This is a genomic window from Lactococcus ileimucosae (assembly GCF_943193185.1).
Taxonomy (GTDB): domain Bacteria; phylum Bacillota; class Bacilli; order Lactobacillales; family Streptococcaceae; genus Lactococcus; species Lactococcus ileimucosae.
The window spans coordinates 1-18408 of the sequence record NZ_CALPDE010000014.1 but is presented as its reverse complement, the minus strand read 5'-3'; the positions used below and the strand labels follow the sequence as shown (position 1 = coordinate 18408).

Genomic DNA, 18408 nt, shown 5'->3' with positions numbered 1-18408 from the left:
TTCTTTTTAGCTTAAAAAAGGCGAGTAAGCTACTTCGCCTTGTTAAATTAAATCTTACCAACCAAGTCCAAGCCGGGTGTTAGTGTTTCGGCATTTTCTTTCCATTTTGCAGGACACACTTCCCCTGGATGATTGCGGACATACTGTGCTGCACGCACTTTGTCTACCAACTGGCTCGCATCACGCCCGATACCATCTGCTGTAATTTCTACAGCTTGAACGACTCCGTCTGGGTCAATGATAAATGAACCACGTTGTGATAAACCAGATGTTTCATCTAAAACATCAAAAATACGAGAAATTTTTTGGGAGGGATCAGCAAGCATTGGATATTCTACTTTTCCGATAGCTTCACTGTGCTCATGCCATGCAGCATGGACAAAGTGTGTGTCTGTTGAACATGAATAAACTTCAACACCTAATTCTTTAAGAGTAGCGTATTGTTCTTGCAAGTCTTCTAATTCTGTTGGACAAACAAATGAGAAATCAGCAGGGTAGAATACGATAATATTCCATTTTCCTTTAAAATCATCTGAATTGACCGTTAAAAATTTCCCATTTTGGTAGGCTTCAGTAACAAAAGGTTCAACTTCTTTTCCGATTAGTGACATAGATTTTCTCTCCAATTCTTCTATTATTTTATGTTCCCTAATAATTATCACAAAATGCTGGGTGTTAGTCAAAGAATCTGTTCATAATTTTAGAACAAATGAAACCGCTTAATGCTTCTGAATTATTACATTCTTACTTTACAACTGCAAACAGTGCTTTGGTTATTGAGAAAAGGATAATTGATAATGTTCTGATTATTTTATAAAATAAAAAATCCCGCTAAGGGAAAAATTTATCTTGCAGTGAATGCTAAGTGTTTGTCTAACATAAAGGGACGCAAATAAGCTGTCGCACTGCTTGTAGGAAGAATTTCTTCTGAAAGGGAAATACCAAGTTCGTTTTGAATATATTTTCTTCGCTTCTGAACTCTGTGCCAGACTTCGGGATACATTTGACTGATGTTAGCTCTTAGTTTTTCATCTGCTAAGAAAATCCCACTTTCACAGCTTACACCACCATAGCCCAGTACAGAAGGAATGATATCAATTTGGAAAAGCATTCCGCTCTTCAACTTTTCTGTTGACGCTGGATAAATAGGAGAGCTCAGCCATTCTTCGTCAGCTATCAGATGTCCTGGGTTTAAGGTCCAACCATATTTGCCTTTGGGGAGAACCTCTTCGACTTTATCATACAAGTCTTGTCCTAGCATTCCAATTTTAACTGTCTCCAACCATGTTTTTACAGCATTAAAATAAGGTTTAGCTACAACTTCCAAATAATCTCTTTCAGCATCAGGTAACTCTGAAGGTCGGCTTACAGCATACCCTCCTCTACTTTGGAGCCCACCCTTATAACCTGTTGTCATAGAAAGTCTGTCGCCTTTTTTGATAATTTTGGACCCTGGATAAATATTCGCTTTTTCAAACCGCTCACCAGTAGCCATAATTGTAACAACATTATGAGACTGACCAAGATCAGAGAGACTCCTCGCAATTTCCATCTCTGTCTTTCCAACTTCCACTTGATCCATTGTCTGTAAAATACAGCGCCCTGCTAATGCTGCGCCAAACTCATAATGTGCAAATTCATTAGCGTTGTTTCTAGTACGTATACCGCCTTCACCAATGAAAAGTTGTGTAGCATTTTCCATTAATACATTGGGATATAACTTTTTTAGAGCTTGAACCAGATAATAGGGGAGCTCAAAAAGTTGTGTATTATCTTCCGCAAAACTGGTGAAGTTTTTCCAGCCTACGAGGCCAATCTTCTTTGCGTTTTCTAAAGTACATTGACTCAAAATTTCCTCTACTGTCCCTTTTTTAGGCATGGGCTGATTAGGTAAGGAAAAATGTGGCATGTGTATGGCTTTAGCTAAAAGTCTTGCCTTACCTGCTTTATTTAAATTCTCATTTCCCAATACCATGTAGGCCTCACCAGTCATATGAAGAATGAGTAAAGCTTCCTCAAAACGTGGAAGAAAACCAGTTAAATATTCAAAGTTACTCCCATGTTCCAGATCAGCATAAATAACCAAACTGTCATAGCCTTTTTCTCGCATTTTTCCGAGCAAAGCAGTTTTTCTAAAAGACATTGTTTCATCAGTCAAGGCAACTGGACTTAATTTGTTTTCAATAGCTGGCGTTTTAATCTGTTTAAGCTGAATCAATTTGCGCTCCCTTTTTGTAAAAATAAGAATTGCCTAAAAAGCAATTCCGTACTTAGTGATATTAATTTTTTAATTCTTTTAAAACAGATTTTAAATGTGAAAACTGCGAAGGCTCGGACAAGGAAACGGTCATTTCCCAGGCTTTTGTTCCTTCTTCAACTGCTAAAGCGAGAAAGATACGCTGAAAATGTGAGAGTGCCTCGGAATGAACGAGGTAATCAATCTCTTCTGGGGACAAAAAAATCTGATGGCGCTGAATCGCCTTGTTCAAATAGCGGAGCCACAGTCTTGCATCTCCTCTGGATTTTTTAGCAGCAGCTTCAAAGTATTCTTTCCAACTCATCTATAACAACCTCAAAAGTTCTGGTTTTTCTCGTAAATAATTTTTCAAAGCCTCTTTGCCATAAGCAATGCTGTAGGCTTCTAAAACAACTGCAGGATCAGATGTTCCTTCCGAATAATCTTCCAACAAATCAAGCAGAGTATCTGGACTTTTTATTTTTAATTTTTTCATGATTTGAGCAATATCAGGGACATCCTTTTCTCTTCCCGCTTGAATCTTATCAATCAAAACAGATTGAAGTGAAGAGAGATAAACGTCAAGATGACTTGCCTTAAAAATAAGCACTCTATCCTGCTCAGAAAAAGACATGATTTGCCCAATCGAATGACTTAGCCAAGGTTCATTTACAGTTCCTACATGAAATTCTTGCCCAATTTCTGCAATAATTTCTTCTACCTTAGAAGTAGATTCATAGAAAGCATCAATATCTTCAGTAGCTTTTAAGCCGTGATACTCAAGTACAAAGCCACCCACACATTGTAAACTCAGATGAATGTCGTTTTCTGACAGCTTTTCATTCAAACGTGTAAACAACTTATCATAATTCATAAATCATATACTTTCTTTTGAAATCTCTCTTTCTGATTATAGCATATAGCAGCGCATAAAAAAAGAGTTTTTTATCTCTTAAAACAAGAAAAACACCTTTTGGCATTTTAATTCCTTATTGTTTCAAATGCAGTTTGCAAGTCTTCCAACAAGTCGTGAATATCTTCAACCCCTGCAGACAAGCGGATTAGTCCATCTTTGATTCCCACTGCTTCTCGAAGATGTTTTGGTATTGAAGCGTGTGTCATTACTGCTGGAACTTCGATCAAGCTTTCAACGCCACCCAGTGATTCTGCCAAAGTAAAATATTTTAGAGATTCGACAAAATATTTTACTTTACTTTCATCTTGGAGCTCAAAGGAGAGCATTCCGCCAAATCCTGACATTTGTTTAGAAGCAATTCCATATCCAGAATCTGTAGGTAGTCCTGGGTAGTAGACTTTGCTTACCTGTGGGCTTTTCTCGAGAAACTCTGCAATTTTCTGGGCATTTGCTGCATGAGCTTCCATACGAAGGGCTAAAGTTTTTATTCCTCGCTGAACCAACCAACTGTCTTGCGGTCCTAACACACCTCCGATAGAATTCTGCATGAAACCAATGCGCTCGGCTAAGTTTGTATCCTTTGTTGTCACTAACCCGGCTACCACATCCGAATGCCCTCCCAGATACTTTGTTCCTGAATGAAGAACGATGTCTGCTCCCAAACTTAAAGGGCGTTGAAAATACGGTGTAGCAAAAGTATTGTCTACTATTGTGATAAGATTATTTTCTTGCGCAACTTCTGTAAGTTGTCGTATATCTAAAATCGTCATCAAAGGATTTGAAGGTGTTTCAAAATAGAGGGCTGTAGTGGTAGACTTTATCGTCTTTTTGAGTGCAGAAAGATCGGTTAAATCAACCAAATCGTACTCTAAACCAAAGTTCTGCATAACTTTGTCCATCAAACGGAAAGTACCACCATAAACATCATTGCCCATAATGATATGATCGCCTGCCTTAAAAATTGAGAGAACAGCATGAATCCCTGCTAATCCTGAAGCGAATGCAAAACCACGCACGCCTCCCTCTAAATCTGCAATAAGTGATTCTAGAGCATGACGTGTTGGATTTCCTGACCTTGAATATTCATAAGCTTTGGGCTGCCCCAGTCCCTCTTGCTTATAGGTGGATACTTGATAGATTGGGACTGAAACAGCTCCGCTAGCAGCATCCTCACTGATTCCTCCATGAACCATTTTTGTTTTTATCTTCATCTCTGATATAGTTCCCTTTCTGTAATTGTTCATTCATTATAATACAGTTTGCTTCTCTTATAATTAAGAACTATTTATAACCAACTTTTAAAAATTTTATACTGAATTGCTATAAAGTTTTCAAAATACAAAAAAGCTTAGCCCGTATTCTTATGTATGGATTAAGCTTTTTTGCATTTTGAATGACATCAGTCCTTGTTCGCGTTTCTATTTTTTAACCTCGTTTGCGTTAGAAAAGAGGTCATTTAAGGCTTCACTCATTGTTGGATGTGTAAAGATATGATCGCGTATCATAGTATAAGGCAACTTGGCATTTATTGCAAGAGACAGAATATTAATCACTTCATGTGAATCTTCAGCATAAAGCGTTGCCCCTAAAATTTCATCTGTGTCTGGGTCCACAAGTGCTTTGAGTAAACCTTTACTTTGTCTGAGTACAGCTGATTTAGGAATGGCTGTAGCTTCTAAACGGAACAGACGATAACTTTTTCTTTGAGCTTGGGCCTCAGTTTCTGTCAAGCCAACATTAGACAAGGTTGGAGTGATAAAAACACTGCTTGCTATCTCTCCGCGATTATCCAAAGTTCTGCTCTTATCTCCATAAAGTTGACTTTCAATAATTCTGAAGTCGTCTAATGACGTATAGGTGAACTGTGGCCCACCGTGGACATCTCCGAGAGCCCAAATATTTTTAGCAGAAGTTTCCAGCTTTTCATTCACTAAGATATGGCCGTCTTCTCCTATTTTTACAGAAGTATTTTCCAACCCTAAACCAGAGATGTTTGGCTTACGACCAGTGGCCAATAAAATTTTATCTGCTTCAATTTCTTCTGCTTGATCATCAAACATGATATTTAAGATGCTCTTCTCATTACGATCAAAAACACCATTAATTTCGTAGCCGAGCTTGAAAACTGCTCCTGCTTCTTCTAAATCTTTTTTTACACGTGCTGCGATGTCTCGATCTTGACGCGGTAAAAAAGTGCGATGAGCGTCAATAACGGTTACCTTAGAGCCATAAGACAGGAACATTGAAGCAAATTCGAGACCAATGTAGCCTGAGCCAATGATGACGAGATGATCTGGACGTTTTTGCAAGTCCATCAACCCTGTGGAGGTTACAAGGTTTTTGCATTCTGACATGCCGAGAATTGAGGGCAAAATTGCGCGTGCTCCTGTATTTATAAAAATACGTTCAGCCTCCACAAGCATAGCAGGTTGCCCTTCTCGAGAGATTTCCACCTCATGATCCGATAAAAATCGAGCCTTACCATCTATAACTGTTGCTGTAGGCTCATCTGCAATCATGTGATAGTTTTTTCTATTTAATTTTTCGACAAGATTAACTTTTTGAAGTGCTGCATCCGCAAACTTCTCACCTTTTTGACCATTGACGATTAGAGATTTTGAAGGGATACAGCCAATATTAATACATGTTCCACCGTACATGCGTGGAGATTGCTCTACTATGGCAACTGCTTCTCCTTTTCTAGCTAAAGATTTTGCAAGTGTTTTCCCTGCTTTCCCAAAACCAATAATAAGATTTTTAACTGCTTTTCTTTCCATACTATAATTTTCCCCTGTAATCCACGATAAGTAAATTGTGACTTAAATATTCACCATCTGTTTTCAAAGCTATAAGGTTATAACTGCCTTCAACCTTAGCATATAGGTCTTGACTTCCCCAGAACATTTCGCCCCATTTTTTAAAATAAATAGGACCAAACTCAGAGTCTAAATGTGCATCAAACACCTCAGGAAGTTTCCCCTTATCTATAGCAAGGAGGCGATAACGTGAAATACCACCTGCACATGCATCTACTGACTCGTTCTTTTCACTCAACTCATGGTCAAAATCTAGTACAAAATCTACATTTTCGAATTTCACCAATCTTTCGCTTACTTCTTTATCGAATATTAATTTCATGTTTTCTGCCTCCAATCGCTTAAGCAAGTGACTTGATTTCCTTTCTTAATTTATCTATTCCCCTTTCGAAAACTGTCCAGTCCTGTGTAAGTTTAAGCAGTATATGATTGCCTTGGATACTTGAAATGATATGTTGCGCTTGAACTTGAGCTTTTTCTTGATTCCAACCTGTAATTTCAATAATTCGTGCTTGAACCAATTGAGTCCAGTTTTTCATAAGCTGACGCAATAGTTCACGAAAATCCTCATCTTCACCCGCACCAAGTTCGACGACAAGATTCCCTACTGCACAACCATAATGCTGTATTTCGTCTTTATGCATCCGAATTTCCCAGTCCAGCATAGCGAGCAAGGCTTCTTCTGGATTTTTCATTTGGCTCAAAAGGGGGGCAAAACATTGTTTTTCCCACTCAGAGCTATGCGCATGAATTACCTCCAAGCAGATTTCCTTTTTGGATAGGAAATAATGATAAAGTTGTCCTTTCCCAGTACCGGAATCTTCCAAAATGTCTCGAATAGAAGTTGAAGCATAACCTTTCTGGCAGAAAAGTTTTTTGCTGCTCTCTATGATTTTATCTTTTGCTTCCGACACTTTACACCTCCAATCATTTTACCTACCGCTTGGTACAATATTAATATAACACATCCTAGAGTAAGCTGACAAGAAATTGAACTTGAAATTTCGAATTCAGGATAAACACAAGGGACTTATAAGAGAGAAATCATATGAAAACAATAAAAAAACCATTCATAAAGACAGCGAACTGTCACTTTGAATGGTTCATTAATTTATTTTAAATCACTCCAAAAAGGATAAAGATAATAACAAGAAGTCCTAAAACTATACGGTACCAACCAAAAATTTGAAAATCGTGACGCTTGATATAACTCATTAAGAATTTAATAACAAAGACTGATACGATATAAGCCACAGCCATACCTACGATAAGTGCGATTATCTCTGACAGACTAAAGTGAAGCCCGAACTTCAAAAGCTTGAAAGCTGAGGCACCGAGCATTGTTGGAACAGCTAGGAAGAAAGTAAACTCTGCAGCAACAACACGTGACACACCAATCAACAAGGCACCAACAATGGTCGCACCAGAGCGTGATGTTCCAGGAATCATTGAGAGAACTTGAAACATCCCGATAATTAGTGCTGCTTGATATGTCAGTCCTTTGAGACTCGTGATTTTAGGCTGACGTGTTTTATTCCAACGTTCAACCACAATAAAGGCAATACCGTAAATGATGAGCATGATAGCAATCGTCAATGGTGTACCAAAATTTTCTTCTAAAAAATCGTTGAGAAAGAGGCCGAAAACGGCTGTGGGGAGAAAGGCTACAATGACTTTAAGCCACATATTAAAGACAGATCTTTTGATACGTACCCCTTTGCCTTCAATGTTAACAAATGGATTCATCTTCGACCAAAATTCTACGATAACAGCAATAATCGCCCCTAACTGAATAACAACGAAAAACATATCTTTAAAAGACTGAGTCATGTCTGTATGAATAAAGGCATCAACTAAAAGCATATGTCCTGTACTTGATATGGGTAGCCATTCCGTAATCCCCTCAACAATGCCAAGGAAGATGATTTTCAAAAGTTCAATAAAATTTAAGTCCATTTTTTCTTATATCCTATTCGTTAATATGGTAAAGCTATTATTTTCAGCAGGCAAAGTTTCAACTTAATTCTTCGACCAGCACTTGAACCATTTTATCAAAATTAAGGCGTAAATTGAAGTGACAGGAAAAAGCACTCCTCTACAATTTGAGGGAATGCTTTGTTATTTTTCTTGAGCTTTTTCATACTTCAGTCCCATTGCATTGATTGAAACAACGACTGTTGAGATACTCATTAACACGGCCGCTGCTAAAGGATCAATTGAAATTCCAAATGCAGGATAGAAAATGCCAGCTGCAACAGGAATAGCGACGATATTGTAACCAGCACCAAACCAAAGGTTTTGTTTCATTTTACGGTTAGAACGTTTAGAAATTTCAATTAGAGCTAGGACATCACTGGGATTTGAGTTCACCAAGACAACATCTGCTGTGTTAATCGCCACAGAAGTTCCGCCACCAATGGCAATTCCAAGATTACTTGTTGCCAGTGCTGGCGAATCATTAACACCATCTCCAATAAAGAGAACACTACCTTTTTCTTGATAGGTTTTGACAATCCTTGCTTTGTCTTCCGGTTTTAATTCAGCATAAAACTCTGTTATGCCTAAATTTTTAACAATTTTTGCAGCTGTAGCTTTATTATCACCAGTTAACATGATGGGTAAGATATCACGTTTTTTCAGTTCTGCAATGAAGAATGCTGCATCCTCCTTTAGCGAATCGCCTAAAGATACAAAACCATGAATTTTCCTGTCAGATATCAAGAAAGATACAGTCAGACCCTGAGCAAAAGCTTTTTGAACTTCGTCTTGGTCAACAGCGATAGAATTCTCTCGAAGATAGGCATAAGATACAACACTATAATTTTTGCCTTGTACACTTCCTTTCACCCCCACAGCAGGAATATTTTCTACATCCCTTGCTTCGAGTTGTAAATCCTCCACTGCATTAACAATAGAAAGGGCGATGGGATGAGTGGAGCCCTTTTCTAAGGCTGCCATTACCTGCAGAATATCAATGTCTTCTTCTTTATCGACTTTTACAACTTGACGCACAGTAAATTTTCCGTCCGTTAAAGTCCCCGTCTTATCCATCAAGGCATACTTAATCTTATGGACTGACTCCAAAGCAGTTCTGTTTTGGATGAGGAGCCCATTTTTAGCTGAAATGTTGGTTAAACGTGCCACAACGAGAGGAACAGCTAATCCTAAAGCATGAGGACAAGCAATCACAAAGACGGATACAGCGGTCATTAAAGCAAAGCTAAGTGTGGAAGTTATTGTCCAGATGATGAAAGAAGTAATACCCACGATTAAGGCTGTCCAGAAGAGCCATCCTGCGACTTTATCGGCTAGATTTTCACTGGCAGACTTTTGCTTTTGGGCTCTTTCGACCAGTTGGGCAATTTGTGAAAGGAGAGAGTCCTTGCCTAGAGAAGTAACTTTCATTTCAAAGGGAAGGTTTTGGTTCAGAGAACCGCCGTAAACAGTGCCCCCTATTTCTTTTGGGACAGGACGAGATTCACCTGTGATCATCGACTCGTCTACGGATAAGTGAGCTGTTTCTGATATAACAATACCATCCGCTGGAATTCGCTCATTTTCCTTAACTAAAAGAATATCGTCTACTTTGAGGTCAGATATGGCTACGTCTTTTCCCCCTTTCAAGTGCGCCTTTTTAGGAATAAGTGTTGCCAGATCTTTAAGGGCATCACCCGCACGATGAACAGCCTTCATTTCAATGATATGCCCAGCCAGCATGATAACAATCAGGGTTGACAGTTCAAACCAGAAATCCATAGCTTCTCCACCAGCCCATACCACGCCCGTAGTATAGACAGAGTACAGATAGGCAACAACAATTCCCATAGTGATGAGCATCATCATCGCAGGTTTTTTAGCCTGCAATTCTCCACGCGCACCACTAAAGAAAGGTGTACCACCGTAAAAGAAAATAATTGAACCCAGTATTAACCTAATAAGAGAGTCCCCTGGGAAATGAAGCAATTGAAATCCAGCAATACTTGAAATAGCAAGCAGTGGAAACATCAAAGCAATGCTGACTTTCAGCTTCTTGCTCATATTACCCATGTGCATCATGTGTCCACCGTGGTTCATCATATCATGCTCATCGTGATGTTTCATTTCTGCCTGATCATGTTGCATATGTTCGACCTGTCTATTATCCATGCTAACCTCCTTGAATTCTCAGTTTTTTAAACATTCTTTATTTATAGTTTACGCGCGTAAACTTATAAAGTCAAGTAAACTGAATTTTCTAAGAAGTTAAAAGATGCTTAATTTGTGCGAACAAATGTCAGTCTAAAATTGTAAATCCTAGAGCTTTAATGTCTTTATTGAAAGCTTGAACTGTTTCGAGCGAGAGTATATTCAAGTCTTTATGATACATTGAAAGCTTATTCAAAAGAGCAGGGGGAACAGTAATTATATCGACACCAAGATCTTGTGCTTGCACAATGTTCAGCACCTCACGTGTCGAAGCCCATAAAAGTTTTATCCCTTCTTTTTGGCGACAGATTTCAACTGACTTTTTCACAAATGGTTCTGGATGGACACCAGTATCTGCTATGCGCCCAGCAAATACTGAAACAATGCTCTCAACACCTGGAGTAAGGGCATCTACAGAGTGTCCTGAACTTGTTTTTCCGTCATCAGGGCTGTAATGTTCAACTTTAAACCTAAAGCTGACAATTTTTTGATTAAGGGAATGCTTACCTCTCCACGTGTGTTCATGATCGGAATTTTAACAAAAACATTATCCCCCAGAGCAGCAAGTTTTAATGCTTCTTTTTCCATTGTTTCAAAGTCATCCCCAAAGACTTCAAAGCTAATAGGCATTCCTTCTATTTTTCTCAGAACTTCTTGGGCAAAAGACATATAATCTGTAATTCCTGCATGCTTCATGAGCGAGGGATTGGTTGTAAATCCCGAGATAAGCCCGGCTTCTTTCATTGCAATCATATCAGCAATGACTGCACCGTCAGAATAGATTTCAATATTAAATTTCATAGAATTTCCTTTCGTTTTGCTTGCTTTTGTCCATAATAAGCGGCAGAGCCATGCTTGCGAAGATAGTGCTTATCCAACAAGTATGTTGGTGCTTCTTCTGCTTTAGGGTTGAGTTGTTCAGTTAATCTCGCCATCCGCGCAACTTCCTCCAAGACCACACTGTGATAGACCGCCTCTTCTGGTGATTTTCCCCATGTGAAAGGTCCATGATTACGCACGAGAACACCTGGAACTACTTTATAACTGCTGCTTCTTTCCCTAAGGGTTTCAATAATAACTGTCCCCGTTTTTCTTTCGTAATCGGAGTGAATTTCATCTGCTGTGAGAGAACGAGCTGCTGGAATTGTGCCATAAAAATAATCTGCGTGAGTTGTTCCATAAAATGGAATATCCCGCCCTGCTTGAGCCCAACCGACAGCTTCTGTTGAATGTGTATGAACGACTCCCCCAATCTCTGGATAAGCTTTATAAAGCTCCAAATGTGTCATCAAGTCAGAAGATGGATGGAGTTCTCCTTCAATAACTTTACCCTCTAAATCCGTGATAACCATATTGTCCGGTCTAAGGTTATGATATTCGACACCGCTAGGCTTAATAACAACATAACCAAGCTCCCGGTCAATAGCAGAAACATTTCCCCATGTGAACTTTACTAGTCCATATTCTGGCAGTGCGACATTTGCTGCATAGACACGCTTTCTAAGTTCTTCTAATATCATTTTATTTTAGCCCCGCTTTCTCAATCAATGGATAAAGGAAAGTTTGAGCTTCTTGGATTGCTGCTCTTGTTTCCTCCACTGTCTCGCAATTTTCAGACCACATTTCGATTAAAAATGGACCTTGATAATTGGTTTCTTTTAAAATATTGAACATGGTTTCCCAATCTACACTCCCTTTCCCAAAAGGAACATCACGAAATTGGCCTTTTGAACGCTCTGTTACAGCGTATGTGTCTTTTAAATGAAGGCCTGCAATGGAGAGATGACCAAGAAAAAGTTCACTATAAATATCATTATGCCATGCGGAAATATTTCCTGTATCTGGATAGACAAAAAGATAGGGTGAAGCAACTTCTTTTTCAATGGTCAGGTATTTTTGAACAGAGTTGATAAAGGGATCATCCATTGTTTCAACTGCCAAGATAACTTGTGCCTGCTCTGCCCAGTCACACACCTTTCGCAAATTTTTGATATAACGTGTTCTTGTTTCAGTAGATTTTTCTTCATAATAGACATCATACCCTGCAACTTGAATAACACGGACACCTAAATCTTGAGCTAATTCAATGCATTGTTCCATAATTTTTAATGACTTTGCCTCAGTCTCAGGGCAGCTTGATCCTAACGGAAAACGGCGATGAGCAGAAAAACAAAGGCTTTGAATACGAATATCTGTTTCGTAGATTGCTTGAACAACTTCCAAGCGTTCTTCTTTTGTCCAGTTCAGTCGCTCTAAACGTGAGTCGTCCTCATCTACTGACATTTCAACAAAATCAAATCCCAGCTCTTTTGCAAACTCTAACCGCTCTTTCCAAGAAAAATGCCTCGGCATTGCTTTTTCGTAAATTCCAATAGGTCGAGTCATAATTACCCCCAAATCCGTATAATTTCAGCTTTGAACTCATGTGCCGCTTCTGCAGGTTTCGCCGCTTCGGTAATGCCACGTCCTACAATAAATGTAAAAATATCTAACCCTCTAAAGAGTTCCAAGCTTCCTGTATCCAGACCACCAGTGACTGAGACGCGGAAACCCATATTTATTAACTTCTTGATCCGCTCAAAATCTTTTTCACTCCAAGTCCGCCCTTCCAGAAGGGCATCACGTGATTGATGATAGATGACTTGGGAAATCCCTACAGCAAGCCAGGCTTTTGCTTGTTCATATGTCCAGTCACCGTAAAGTTCTACCTGTATCTCACCATTTTTATCATTTATTTCTTGAATTGCTTTCCGAGCGGCCTTCATCGTTGGAAGAGTTGCAGAGCAGATACAAGTCATCCAGTTTGCTCCACAAAGAGCATTATTTTTAGCCACAGTTCCTCCTGCATCAGCACATTTGGTATCAGCGACAAGCGTTTTATCAGGGAAAAGACTACGGAGTATCTCTACCAGTTGACTCCCCACCTGTAACAGGCAAACTGTGCCAGCTTCGATTATATCTACTTCGTGTCCAACAGATACAGCAGCTTTAAGCGCGCTGTGCAACTCCGAGTGATCCAGAGCTACTTGCAAATTAGGGCGTCTTTTATTCATTTTTTCATCCTTCTTGGTTTAAAATCTATTATTCTTCTGGATTTTTATTAAAAACCTTCTTTTACATCTCACTGTCTAGATTTAATTCCTGAAGAAAAGAATTATTTTTAGATTCCTCTAGCATCTGAAATATTTCCTCTTTGCTTTTAGCAGCTACAATCCGTTCAATTGAATTTTCAAGTTCAAACAGTGCTACGATTTGTGGAATTGCTACAGTGGTATGAATCTCAGCGTTGATAGCCGCTAAAGTTAATAAAACGCTTACTTCTTTACCGTCTGAGAAAGTTACAGGCTCAGTCAAGCTAATAAGAGAAAAAGCATTTCTGTTTACCCCGGCCTCCGGTCGTGCATGAGGCATTGCCATACCTGGCATAAGGATGTAATAAGGGCCGTATTTTTCAGTTAATTCCAAAATTGCATGATAATACACTTCATTTACCGCACCGCTATCAATAAGAGGTTTAACAGAGAGCTTTATCGCCTCTGCCCAGTTTTGAGCCCTTAAGCCCAGACGAATAGAATCATTTTCCCTTAAGCTCTGCACCAAGTTCATCTTTTTTCCTCCTGAGTTCTATCACTTTATACAAGTGTTACAAGACGGCTTGTAATTTTGTCTTGATTTCAGTGTCGTCCATTAAGTTATCAAGACCAATGAGATGGGCTTTCGTACGCCCTTTTAATTCTCCGATGAGGTGCTCTGATACAATGACAATATCGTAACCAGCTGCTAATCCTTTAGCTTCACCTACAGAGCAGGAAGAAGATTCGAAATCGGTAATCCCCAACTGACGTACTGCACGCTCTACTTTCATCTTAATAACCATTGAGGTTCCCATTCCATTACCGCATGCGGTCAAGATTTTTAACATATATTTTTCTCCTCATCTGTTTCTTTTTTATTGAATTTATTTTCTCCTAGCGCTTGGACTTGTCCGGCATAGTAAGCTTCTTTGCTCTTTGCTTTCCGATACTGAAGCTGTGGAATTGCGAGCAAGAACAAACAGACGATGACATAACCCCAAACGCCTAATTTTTGGAAAATATAAGCAAACGGTACCCAGGGTAATTCAAAGTCAATGTTCCCATGATACCCTCCGAAAGCTTGCAGCTTAAGCAAAGCAACTGCAAGAGCACCAACGGAAACTTGAAGCAGGCCTGAAATAAAGGAAAGAACAAGGGCTGCTTTCCAACCTCCGCGTTTATCTGCATAAACAGCAATGGCTGCATTGTCAAAGAATACAGGAACAAATCCGGTGATGATAAGAATTGGGCTGCCAAACACAATCAGCAATCCAATCATAAGCAACTGACCAATCAATCCAAACACAAACCCAGAAAGTACAGCATTGGGTGAGCCGAAACCAAACGAAGCTGCCACATCAACAGCCGGAAAGGAGCCGGGCAAAAGCTTTTGCGAAATCCCTTGGAAGGCATTGGTTAGTTCTGTTACAAACATGCGAACGCCTTGCATTAAGATAAAAAGATAAACAGAGAATGTAAAAGCTGTTTGGATCACATACATGAAATAAGATTGTGCTGCAGGATTATAGGGAATACCAGAGGTAATGACTTTTGGATTAGACATAATATCTGGACCGAGAACTGCCAAGATTGCCCCAAAGAAAACCAACATCAAGGTTGCAGAAGCAACAACGGTATCATGGAAAATGGAGAGAAACTTGGGAAGTCTTATATTATCAAGATTTTCTTCCCCATTGCCGATTTTACCTGCAACCTTATCCACGAACCAAATGGCGAACTGCTGTTGGTGACCAATCGCAAAGCCTCCACCACCCGTTAAAGCCTGAGTAGCTTCTACGGTCATGTTTGAGCTTACTGCCCAATAAAGTCCACAGATAATACCAATCGCTACAATACCAGAGGGACTCCTGAATTCGGGCACAAGCAAGAGCACCATCAATGAGACTGTTGCTGCTTGCTGAACCATGATGTGGCCAGTAATAAATAGAGTACGTACCTTGGTGATTTTTCGAAACATTACAAGCACAATGTTGACACCAAAGCCAATCAGAATTGCTGTTGTTGCGGCACCAATAAAATCAGGAAATTGCTTAGCGATACTTTCATTTGCTGCTGTCAGCCCAAAGTAAGGATCAATAACTGCTGCACCGATATTGAATTTATAGTTCAAAGCGGCAAGTATCGGCCGAAAGGTATTTACTAAACCACCCGAAGCAACATTCAAAATCAGATAGCCGACTGTTGCTTTAACGAAGCCCGAGAAGACTTCATGAGCTGGCTTTTTAAGTAGGGCATAACCGATGAAAACCAGTAAGCCTACAAAAAAGGCAGGATTCTGTAAAATATTTTTAGAAAACCATTCTAATATAATCATAAAAGCATCCATAAAATTCACTCCTATATCATAATAAGGCTTTAAATTGAATGTTTGAATCTTCCTCAAAGCAATCTTCAACCCCCCGTGGGTGGTGGTACTCTATTTTCTCTTTATCCAATGGATAAGTATACTTGCCGCCGACTTCCCATATGAATGGATGGAAGTCATATTGCAAACGCTCTTTACGCATTTTCCAAAGTTCAAGTATTTCAGCTGTAGAAGCCATAAAATTAGACCAGATGTCATAGTGCACAGGGATAATGACCTTGGCCCGTAAATTTTCAGCCATTCGTAGCAAATCGACCGAAGTCATCTTATCTTGAATCCCTCTTGGATTTTCGCCATAGTTATTCAAGGCTACATCAATACTAAAGTCCTTACCGTGCTTAGCAAAATAGTTCGAAAAGTGGGAGTCTGCGCCATGATATATGGTCCCACCAGGGGTTTCAAAGATATAATTTACCGCCTTTCGGGCCATCTCTGCATCGGTTACCCTTAAACCTGAAAGTTTCCCCTCATGGGCCTCTGCGCCTTCCACAGGCAAGGTGACCAAGCATGTTCGATCAAATGACTCCACAGCATGTACTGTAACATCTTTTACTCTAAAGGATTCTCCGGGTTTGATGATTATAATTCTTTTTTCAGATACACCCCATTTTTTCCAAATTTCACCGCATTCATAAGGACCGACCAATTTCACATGCTTTAGCTTTGGATTATTGACAATAGCTGCTGCTGTATTTAAATCAATATGGTCACTATGAAAATGTGAAACTAAATAATAATCCAGTTCTTCAATTGCAAAAGGATCAATCACCATGGGCTGAACGCGAAGATTGGGTTGCAATTGTCGAACTCCTGCCATATTAGCCATTTGATGCCCTCGGACCATGTTCTTTGCCTTTTTACTTGACTTGCCCCGGGATGACCATAGGTCCATAACAATATTTGCACCAGCTGGCGTTTTTACCCATAGGCCACAATTTCCCAGCCACCACATTGAAAAATTTCCCTCTGGTACTACTGTTTCTGTAATTTCCTCATTAAGCCAGGTGCCCCATTCTGGAAAAGTATTCAAAATCCATGATTCTCTGGTCACTTCATTTATATTAGCCATATCAACCTCCTGTGTTGCTCTTTATACTCTAATCTTAATATGCTAATCGAAAGAAAAAAAGACCAAATACTGCACGTGTATGTGTTCATATTTGGACTTTTTAATCAAGATAAAATCTTACTTGTCATTTCTAGAATGCTTCTGCTGCACTCTTTTACTGCCGAATGCTCTCGTATATAGTTGCTCAGAATACCTTCTAAATTTTCCTTAAACTCAGAAAATTTACCAAGTTGAAAACAACTGCTGTTGCCAATTTTGGCACTATCGTCTTCTGTCAAAATAGGATGGACAAAAATGAAGGGCAGTTCAGTTTCTAGACGACTTGTAGAAATCAACAGCCCTAAATCAATGATTTCTTCAATACTTTTAAACTGTTCTGTAGTAAAAACTGCCTTAATGTCTTCTTCTGGGATATACTGACACAGCTGTTTAATAAGCAATTTTTGAACTGCGAGTCCCTCATCACAGACAACATAGACAGAACTCTTTTGATATCTTGAGTATGTGTTTTTTAAAGCGCCACCAAAATGAACAGCTATATAGGCAATGTCGTCATCGGTTAAGTCAATCTTCCAACTTTCTTCCAGTAACTCAACGCTGTTTTTAGTGAAGCAAAAAACTTCAGGATATTTTTCTTTAATCTGTTCTGTTAATGGATTTATTGAAAGAATACCGTATTTTTTGCGGAACAACATTGCTTTAGCATGCGACAAAAGAGCCTTGGACAATTCTTCTTTTTGCTCCAATCGACAGACAGAAACTTCCTCAAAATATGCAATACAGGCATCAATTGTTTTCTTCAAATAATGCCAGTCTTTACTTGTAGCATGTTCATCACTGTCTTTTCTATACGAAAGAAGCAAGAGGGCGATTGTTACGGTTTCAAAAGCATTAAGTCGAAGCGACAGTTCCTCTAAAATTATCTCTGCGAGTTTCAACGCAGCCTTATATTCAATGCGTGCATGAATCACTGATAAATCTTTACAAACTTCCTCTACTTCCGAGTGATTCAGCTGCATGTTCCAGCAGCTCATCAAGACTAAGGGAAAGGTTTTAATCATTAATTTAAGTTCATGTTTATTAATTTTTTTCCCCAGATTCTTTTCTAAAACGGGGACTTGATTTTCAAATAATTTTTTTAAATTACCATACTTAGCATTGCTATCCGTTTCAGATATTGTTTTCTGTACTATTTCCAGAAAGCCTAAGCTTCCATTGGAGAAGATATGGCTGTAGATTTTATGCATGTATTGCACTCGCCCTAGTGTTGCACCTCTCAAGAAGTAACCTTTTTGCTTTGTGGTCTGTAAACTGACTTTATATTGACTGTTTTGCAGATCATCGCGAATGCTGTTTAAGTCATTCAGAACAGTGTTACGAGAGGTTTCTGTCAAATCTATTAACTTTTCGAGCGTCACTCGTTCACTGTTTATGCAAATATAGAGAATAATCAGGTATCTTCTCTCACGCGCAGTCATCATATAGGTATAAGTATTTATTCTCATGATTAAAGACTGGCAAGCTTTTTTTTGTGTAAAACTTAAAAGTATTCCTTGTCGGGGGATGGTAATGATTTTGTCAATATTTTCCGGCAGCGCATCATTGATTTTATCAAGATGATAATATATCTTCCGGCGGGAAACTTGAAATGGAGCTATACTATAAAAGTAGACACAAATTAGTGTGTTATAATCTGTCTAAGAAGACACAAAAAAGAAAGGACTTT

Annotated in this window: 18 protein-coding genes and 1 pseudogene; all 19 read right to left on the bottom strand. The window is 39.1% G+C overall.

Annotation, left to right across the window (positions count from 1 at the left end; translation table 11 throughout):
- Positions 1 to 47: 47 nt before the first annotated feature.
- The 19 genes and pseudogenes from ahpC to NFR51_RS07055 all read right to left on the bottom strand — a co-directional run bounded on the left by ahpC (position 48) and on the right by NFR51_RS07055 (position 18187).
- Positions 48 to 611: an alkyl hydroperoxide reductase subunit C gene (gene ahpC / locus NFR51_RS07145; protein WP_251713031.1), complete on the bottom strand. Its 564-nt coding sequence runs from the start codon at positions 609 to 611 to the stop codon at positions 48 to 50.
- Between the two features lie 233 nt (positions 612 to 844).
- Complete coding sequence (locus tag NFR51_RS07140; protein ID WP_251713030.1) at positions 845 to 2218, bottom strand: M24 family metallopeptidase; 1374 nt, start codon at positions 2216 to 2218, stop codon at positions 845 to 847.
- A gap of 61 nt (positions 2219 to 2279) precedes the next feature.
- Positions 2280 to 2561 carry a hypothetical protein gene (locus NFR51_RS07135; RefSeq protein ID WP_251713029.1) on the bottom strand — a complete coding sequence of 94 codons (282 nt, stop codon included), beginning with the start codon at positions 2559 to 2561 and terminating at the stop codon, positions 2280 to 2282.
- Complete coding sequence (locus NFR51_RS07130) at positions 2562 to 3110, bottom strand: DUF6036 family nucleotidyltransferase (protein ID WP_251713028.1); 549 nt, start codon at positions 3108 to 3110, stop codon at positions 2562 to 2564.
- Positions 3111 to 3217: 107 nt separating this feature from the next.
- Positions 3218 to 4363: a cystathionine gamma-synthase gene (locus tag NFR51_RS07125; protein WP_251713072.1), complete on the bottom strand. Its 1146-nt coding sequence runs from the start codon at positions 4361 to 4363 to the stop codon at positions 3218 to 3220.
- Positions 4364 to 4570: 207 nt separating this feature from the next.
- Positions 4571 to 5929, bottom strand: coding sequence for an FAD-dependent oxidoreductase (locus tag NFR51_RS07120; RefSeq protein ID WP_251713027.1), 1359 nt, complete (start codon positions 5927 to 5929; stop codon positions 4571 to 4573).
- A gap of 1 nt (position 5930) precedes the next feature.
- Positions 5931 to 6290 carry an iron-sulfur cluster biosynthesis family protein gene (locus NFR51_RS07115; protein WP_251713026.1) on the bottom strand — a complete coding sequence of 120 codons (360 nt, stop codon included), beginning with the start codon at positions 6288 to 6290 and terminating at the stop codon, positions 5931 to 5933.
- 19 nt (positions 6291 to 6309) lie between these two features.
- Positions 6310 to 6882 (bottom strand): TetR/AcrR family transcriptional regulator, encoded by a 573-nt coding sequence (locus NFR51_RS07110; RefSeq protein ID WP_251713025.1) that lies wholly within the window; start codon positions 6880 to 6882, stop codon positions 6310 to 6312.
- Positions 6883 to 7084: 202 nt separating this feature from the next.
- A complete protein-coding gene (locus tag NFR51_RS07105; protein WP_251713024.1) occupies positions 7085 to 7924 on the bottom strand; it encodes an undecaprenyl-diphosphate phosphatase in 840 nt (279 codons plus the stop codon).
- A 162-nt stretch (positions 7925 to 8086) separates the two neighbouring features.
- Entirely contained in the window at positions 8087 to 10114 is a 2028-nt protein-coding gene (locus NFR51_RS07100; protein ID WP_439108859.1) for a copper-translocating P-type ATPase, read from the bottom strand.
- 127 nt (positions 10115 to 10241) lie between these two features.
- Positions 10242 to 10954 (bottom strand): annotated as a pseudogene (locus NFR51_RS07095) (transaldolase).
- Positions 10951 to 11673: an L-ribulose-5-phosphate 4-epimerase gene (locus NFR51_RS07090; protein ID WP_251713023.1), complete on the bottom strand. Its 723-nt coding sequence runs from the start codon at positions 11671 to 11673 to the stop codon at positions 10951 to 10953. The pseudogene NFR51_RS07095 and the gene NFR51_RS07090 overlap by 4 nt, the downstream one beginning before the upstream one ends.
- A 1-nt stretch (position 11674) precedes the next feature.
- Positions 11675 to 12538 carry an L-ribulose-5-phosphate 3-epimerase gene (locus NFR51_RS07085; RefSeq protein ID WP_251713022.1) on the bottom strand — a complete coding sequence of 288 codons (864 nt, stop codon included), beginning with the start codon at positions 12536 to 12538 and terminating at the stop codon, positions 11675 to 11677.
- Between the two features lie 2 nt (positions 12539 to 12540).
- Positions 12541 to 13206: a 3-keto-L-gulonate-6-phosphate decarboxylase UlaD gene (locus tag NFR51_RS07080; RefSeq protein ID WP_251713021.1), complete on the bottom strand. Its 666-nt coding sequence runs from the start codon at positions 13204 to 13206 to the stop codon at positions 12541 to 12543.
- 61 nt (positions 13207 to 13267) lie between these two features.
- Positions 13268 to 13759: a PTS sugar transporter subunit IIA gene (locus NFR51_RS07075; protein ID WP_251713020.1), complete on the bottom strand. Its 492-nt coding sequence runs from the start codon at positions 13757 to 13759 to the stop codon at positions 13268 to 13270.
- A 37-nt stretch (positions 13760 to 13796) separates the two neighbouring features.
- On the bottom strand, positions 13797 to 14075 hold the full coding sequence (locus NFR51_RS07070; RefSeq protein WP_251713019.1) for a PTS sugar transporter subunit IIB: 279 nt from the start codon (positions 14073 to 14075) through the stop codon (positions 13797 to 13799).
- Positions 14069 to 15574 carry a PTS ascorbate transporter subunit IIC gene (gene ulaA, locus NFR51_RS07065; protein ID WP_251713018.1) on the bottom strand — a complete coding sequence of 502 codons (1506 nt, stop codon included), beginning with the start codon at positions 15572 to 15574 and terminating at the stop codon, positions 14069 to 14071. Before ulaA ends, NFR51_RS07070 begins: the two co-directional genes overlap by 7 nt.
- A 16-nt stretch (positions 15575 to 15590) precedes the next feature.
- Positions 15591 to 16682 carry an L-ascorbate 6-phosphate lactonase gene (gene ulaG, locus NFR51_RS07060; RefSeq protein ID WP_251713017.1) on the bottom strand — a complete coding sequence of 364 codons (1092 nt, stop codon included), beginning with the start codon at positions 16680 to 16682 and terminating at the stop codon, positions 15591 to 15593.
- A 104-nt stretch (positions 16683 to 16786) separates the two neighbouring features.
- Entirely contained in the window at positions 16787 to 18187 is a 1401-nt protein-coding gene (locus NFR51_RS07055) for a BglG family transcription antiterminator (protein ID WP_251713016.1), read from the bottom strand.
- Between the last annotated feature and the right edge of the window lie 221 nt (positions 18188 to 18408).

Excerpts from the sequence above, each read along its gene's own strand:
- ahpC (WP_251713031.1), bottom strand. The coding sequence starts at position 611 with ATGTCACTAATCGGAAAAGAAGTTGAACCTTTTGTTACTGAAGCCTAC.
- NFR51_RS07135 (WP_251713029.1), bottom strand. The coding sequence starts at position 2,561 with ATGAGTTGGAAAGAATACTTTGAAGCTGCTGCTAAAAAATCCAGAGGA.
- NFR51_RS07130 (WP_251713028.1), bottom strand. The coding sequence starts at position 3,110 with ATGAATTATGATAAGTTGTTTACACGTTTGAATGAAAAGCTGTCAGAA.
- NFR51_RS07125 (WP_251713072.1), bottom strand. The coding sequence starts at position 4,363 with ATGAAGATAAAAACAAAAATGGTTCATGGAGGAATCAGTGAGGATGCT.
- NFR51_RS07120 (WP_251713027.1), bottom strand. The coding sequence starts at position 5,929 with ATGGAAAGAAAAGCAGTTAAAAATCTTATTATTGGTTTTGGGAAAGCA.
- NFR51_RS07115 (WP_251713026.1), bottom strand. The coding sequence starts at position 6,290 with ATGAAATTAATATTCGATAAAGAAGTAAGCGAAAGATTGGTGAAATTC.
- NFR51_RS07105 (WP_251713024.1), bottom strand. The coding sequence starts at position 7,924 with ATGGACTTAAATTTTATTGAACTTTTGAAAATCATCTTCCTTGGCATT.
- NFR51_RS07100 (WP_439108859.1), bottom strand. The coding sequence starts at position 10,114 with ATGGATAATAGACAGGTCGAACATATGCAACATGATCAGGCAGAAATG.
- NFR51_RS07090 (WP_251713023.1), bottom strand. The coding sequence starts at position 11,673 with ATGATATTAGAAGAACTTAGAAAGCGTGTCTATGCAGCAAATGTCGCA.
- NFR51_RS07085 (WP_251713022.1), bottom strand. The coding sequence starts at position 12,538 with ATGACTCGACCTATTGGAATTTACGAAAAAGCAATGCCGAGGCATTTT.
- NFR51_RS07080 (WP_251713021.1), bottom strand. The coding sequence starts at position 13,206 with ATGAATAAAAGACGCCCTAATTTGCAAGTAGCTCTGGATCACTCGGAG.
- NFR51_RS07075 (WP_251713020.1), bottom strand. The coding sequence starts at position 13,759 with ATGAACTTGGTGCAGAGCTTAAGGGAAAATGATTCTATTCGTCTGGGC.
- NFR51_RS07070 (WP_251713019.1), bottom strand. The coding sequence starts at position 14,075 with ATGTTAAAAATCTTGACCGCATGCGGTAATGGAATGGGAACCTCAATG.
- ulaA (WP_251713018.1), bottom strand. The coding sequence starts at position 15,574 with ATGGATGCTTTTATGATTATATTAGAATGGTTTTCTAAAAATATTTTA.
- ulaG (WP_251713017.1), bottom strand. The coding sequence starts at position 16,682 with ATGGCTAATATAAATGAAGTGACCAGAGAATCATGGATTTTGAATACT.
- NFR51_RS07055 (WP_251713016.1), bottom strand. The coding sequence starts at position 18,187 with ATGAGAATAAATACTTATACCTATATGATGACTGCGCGTGAGAGAAGA.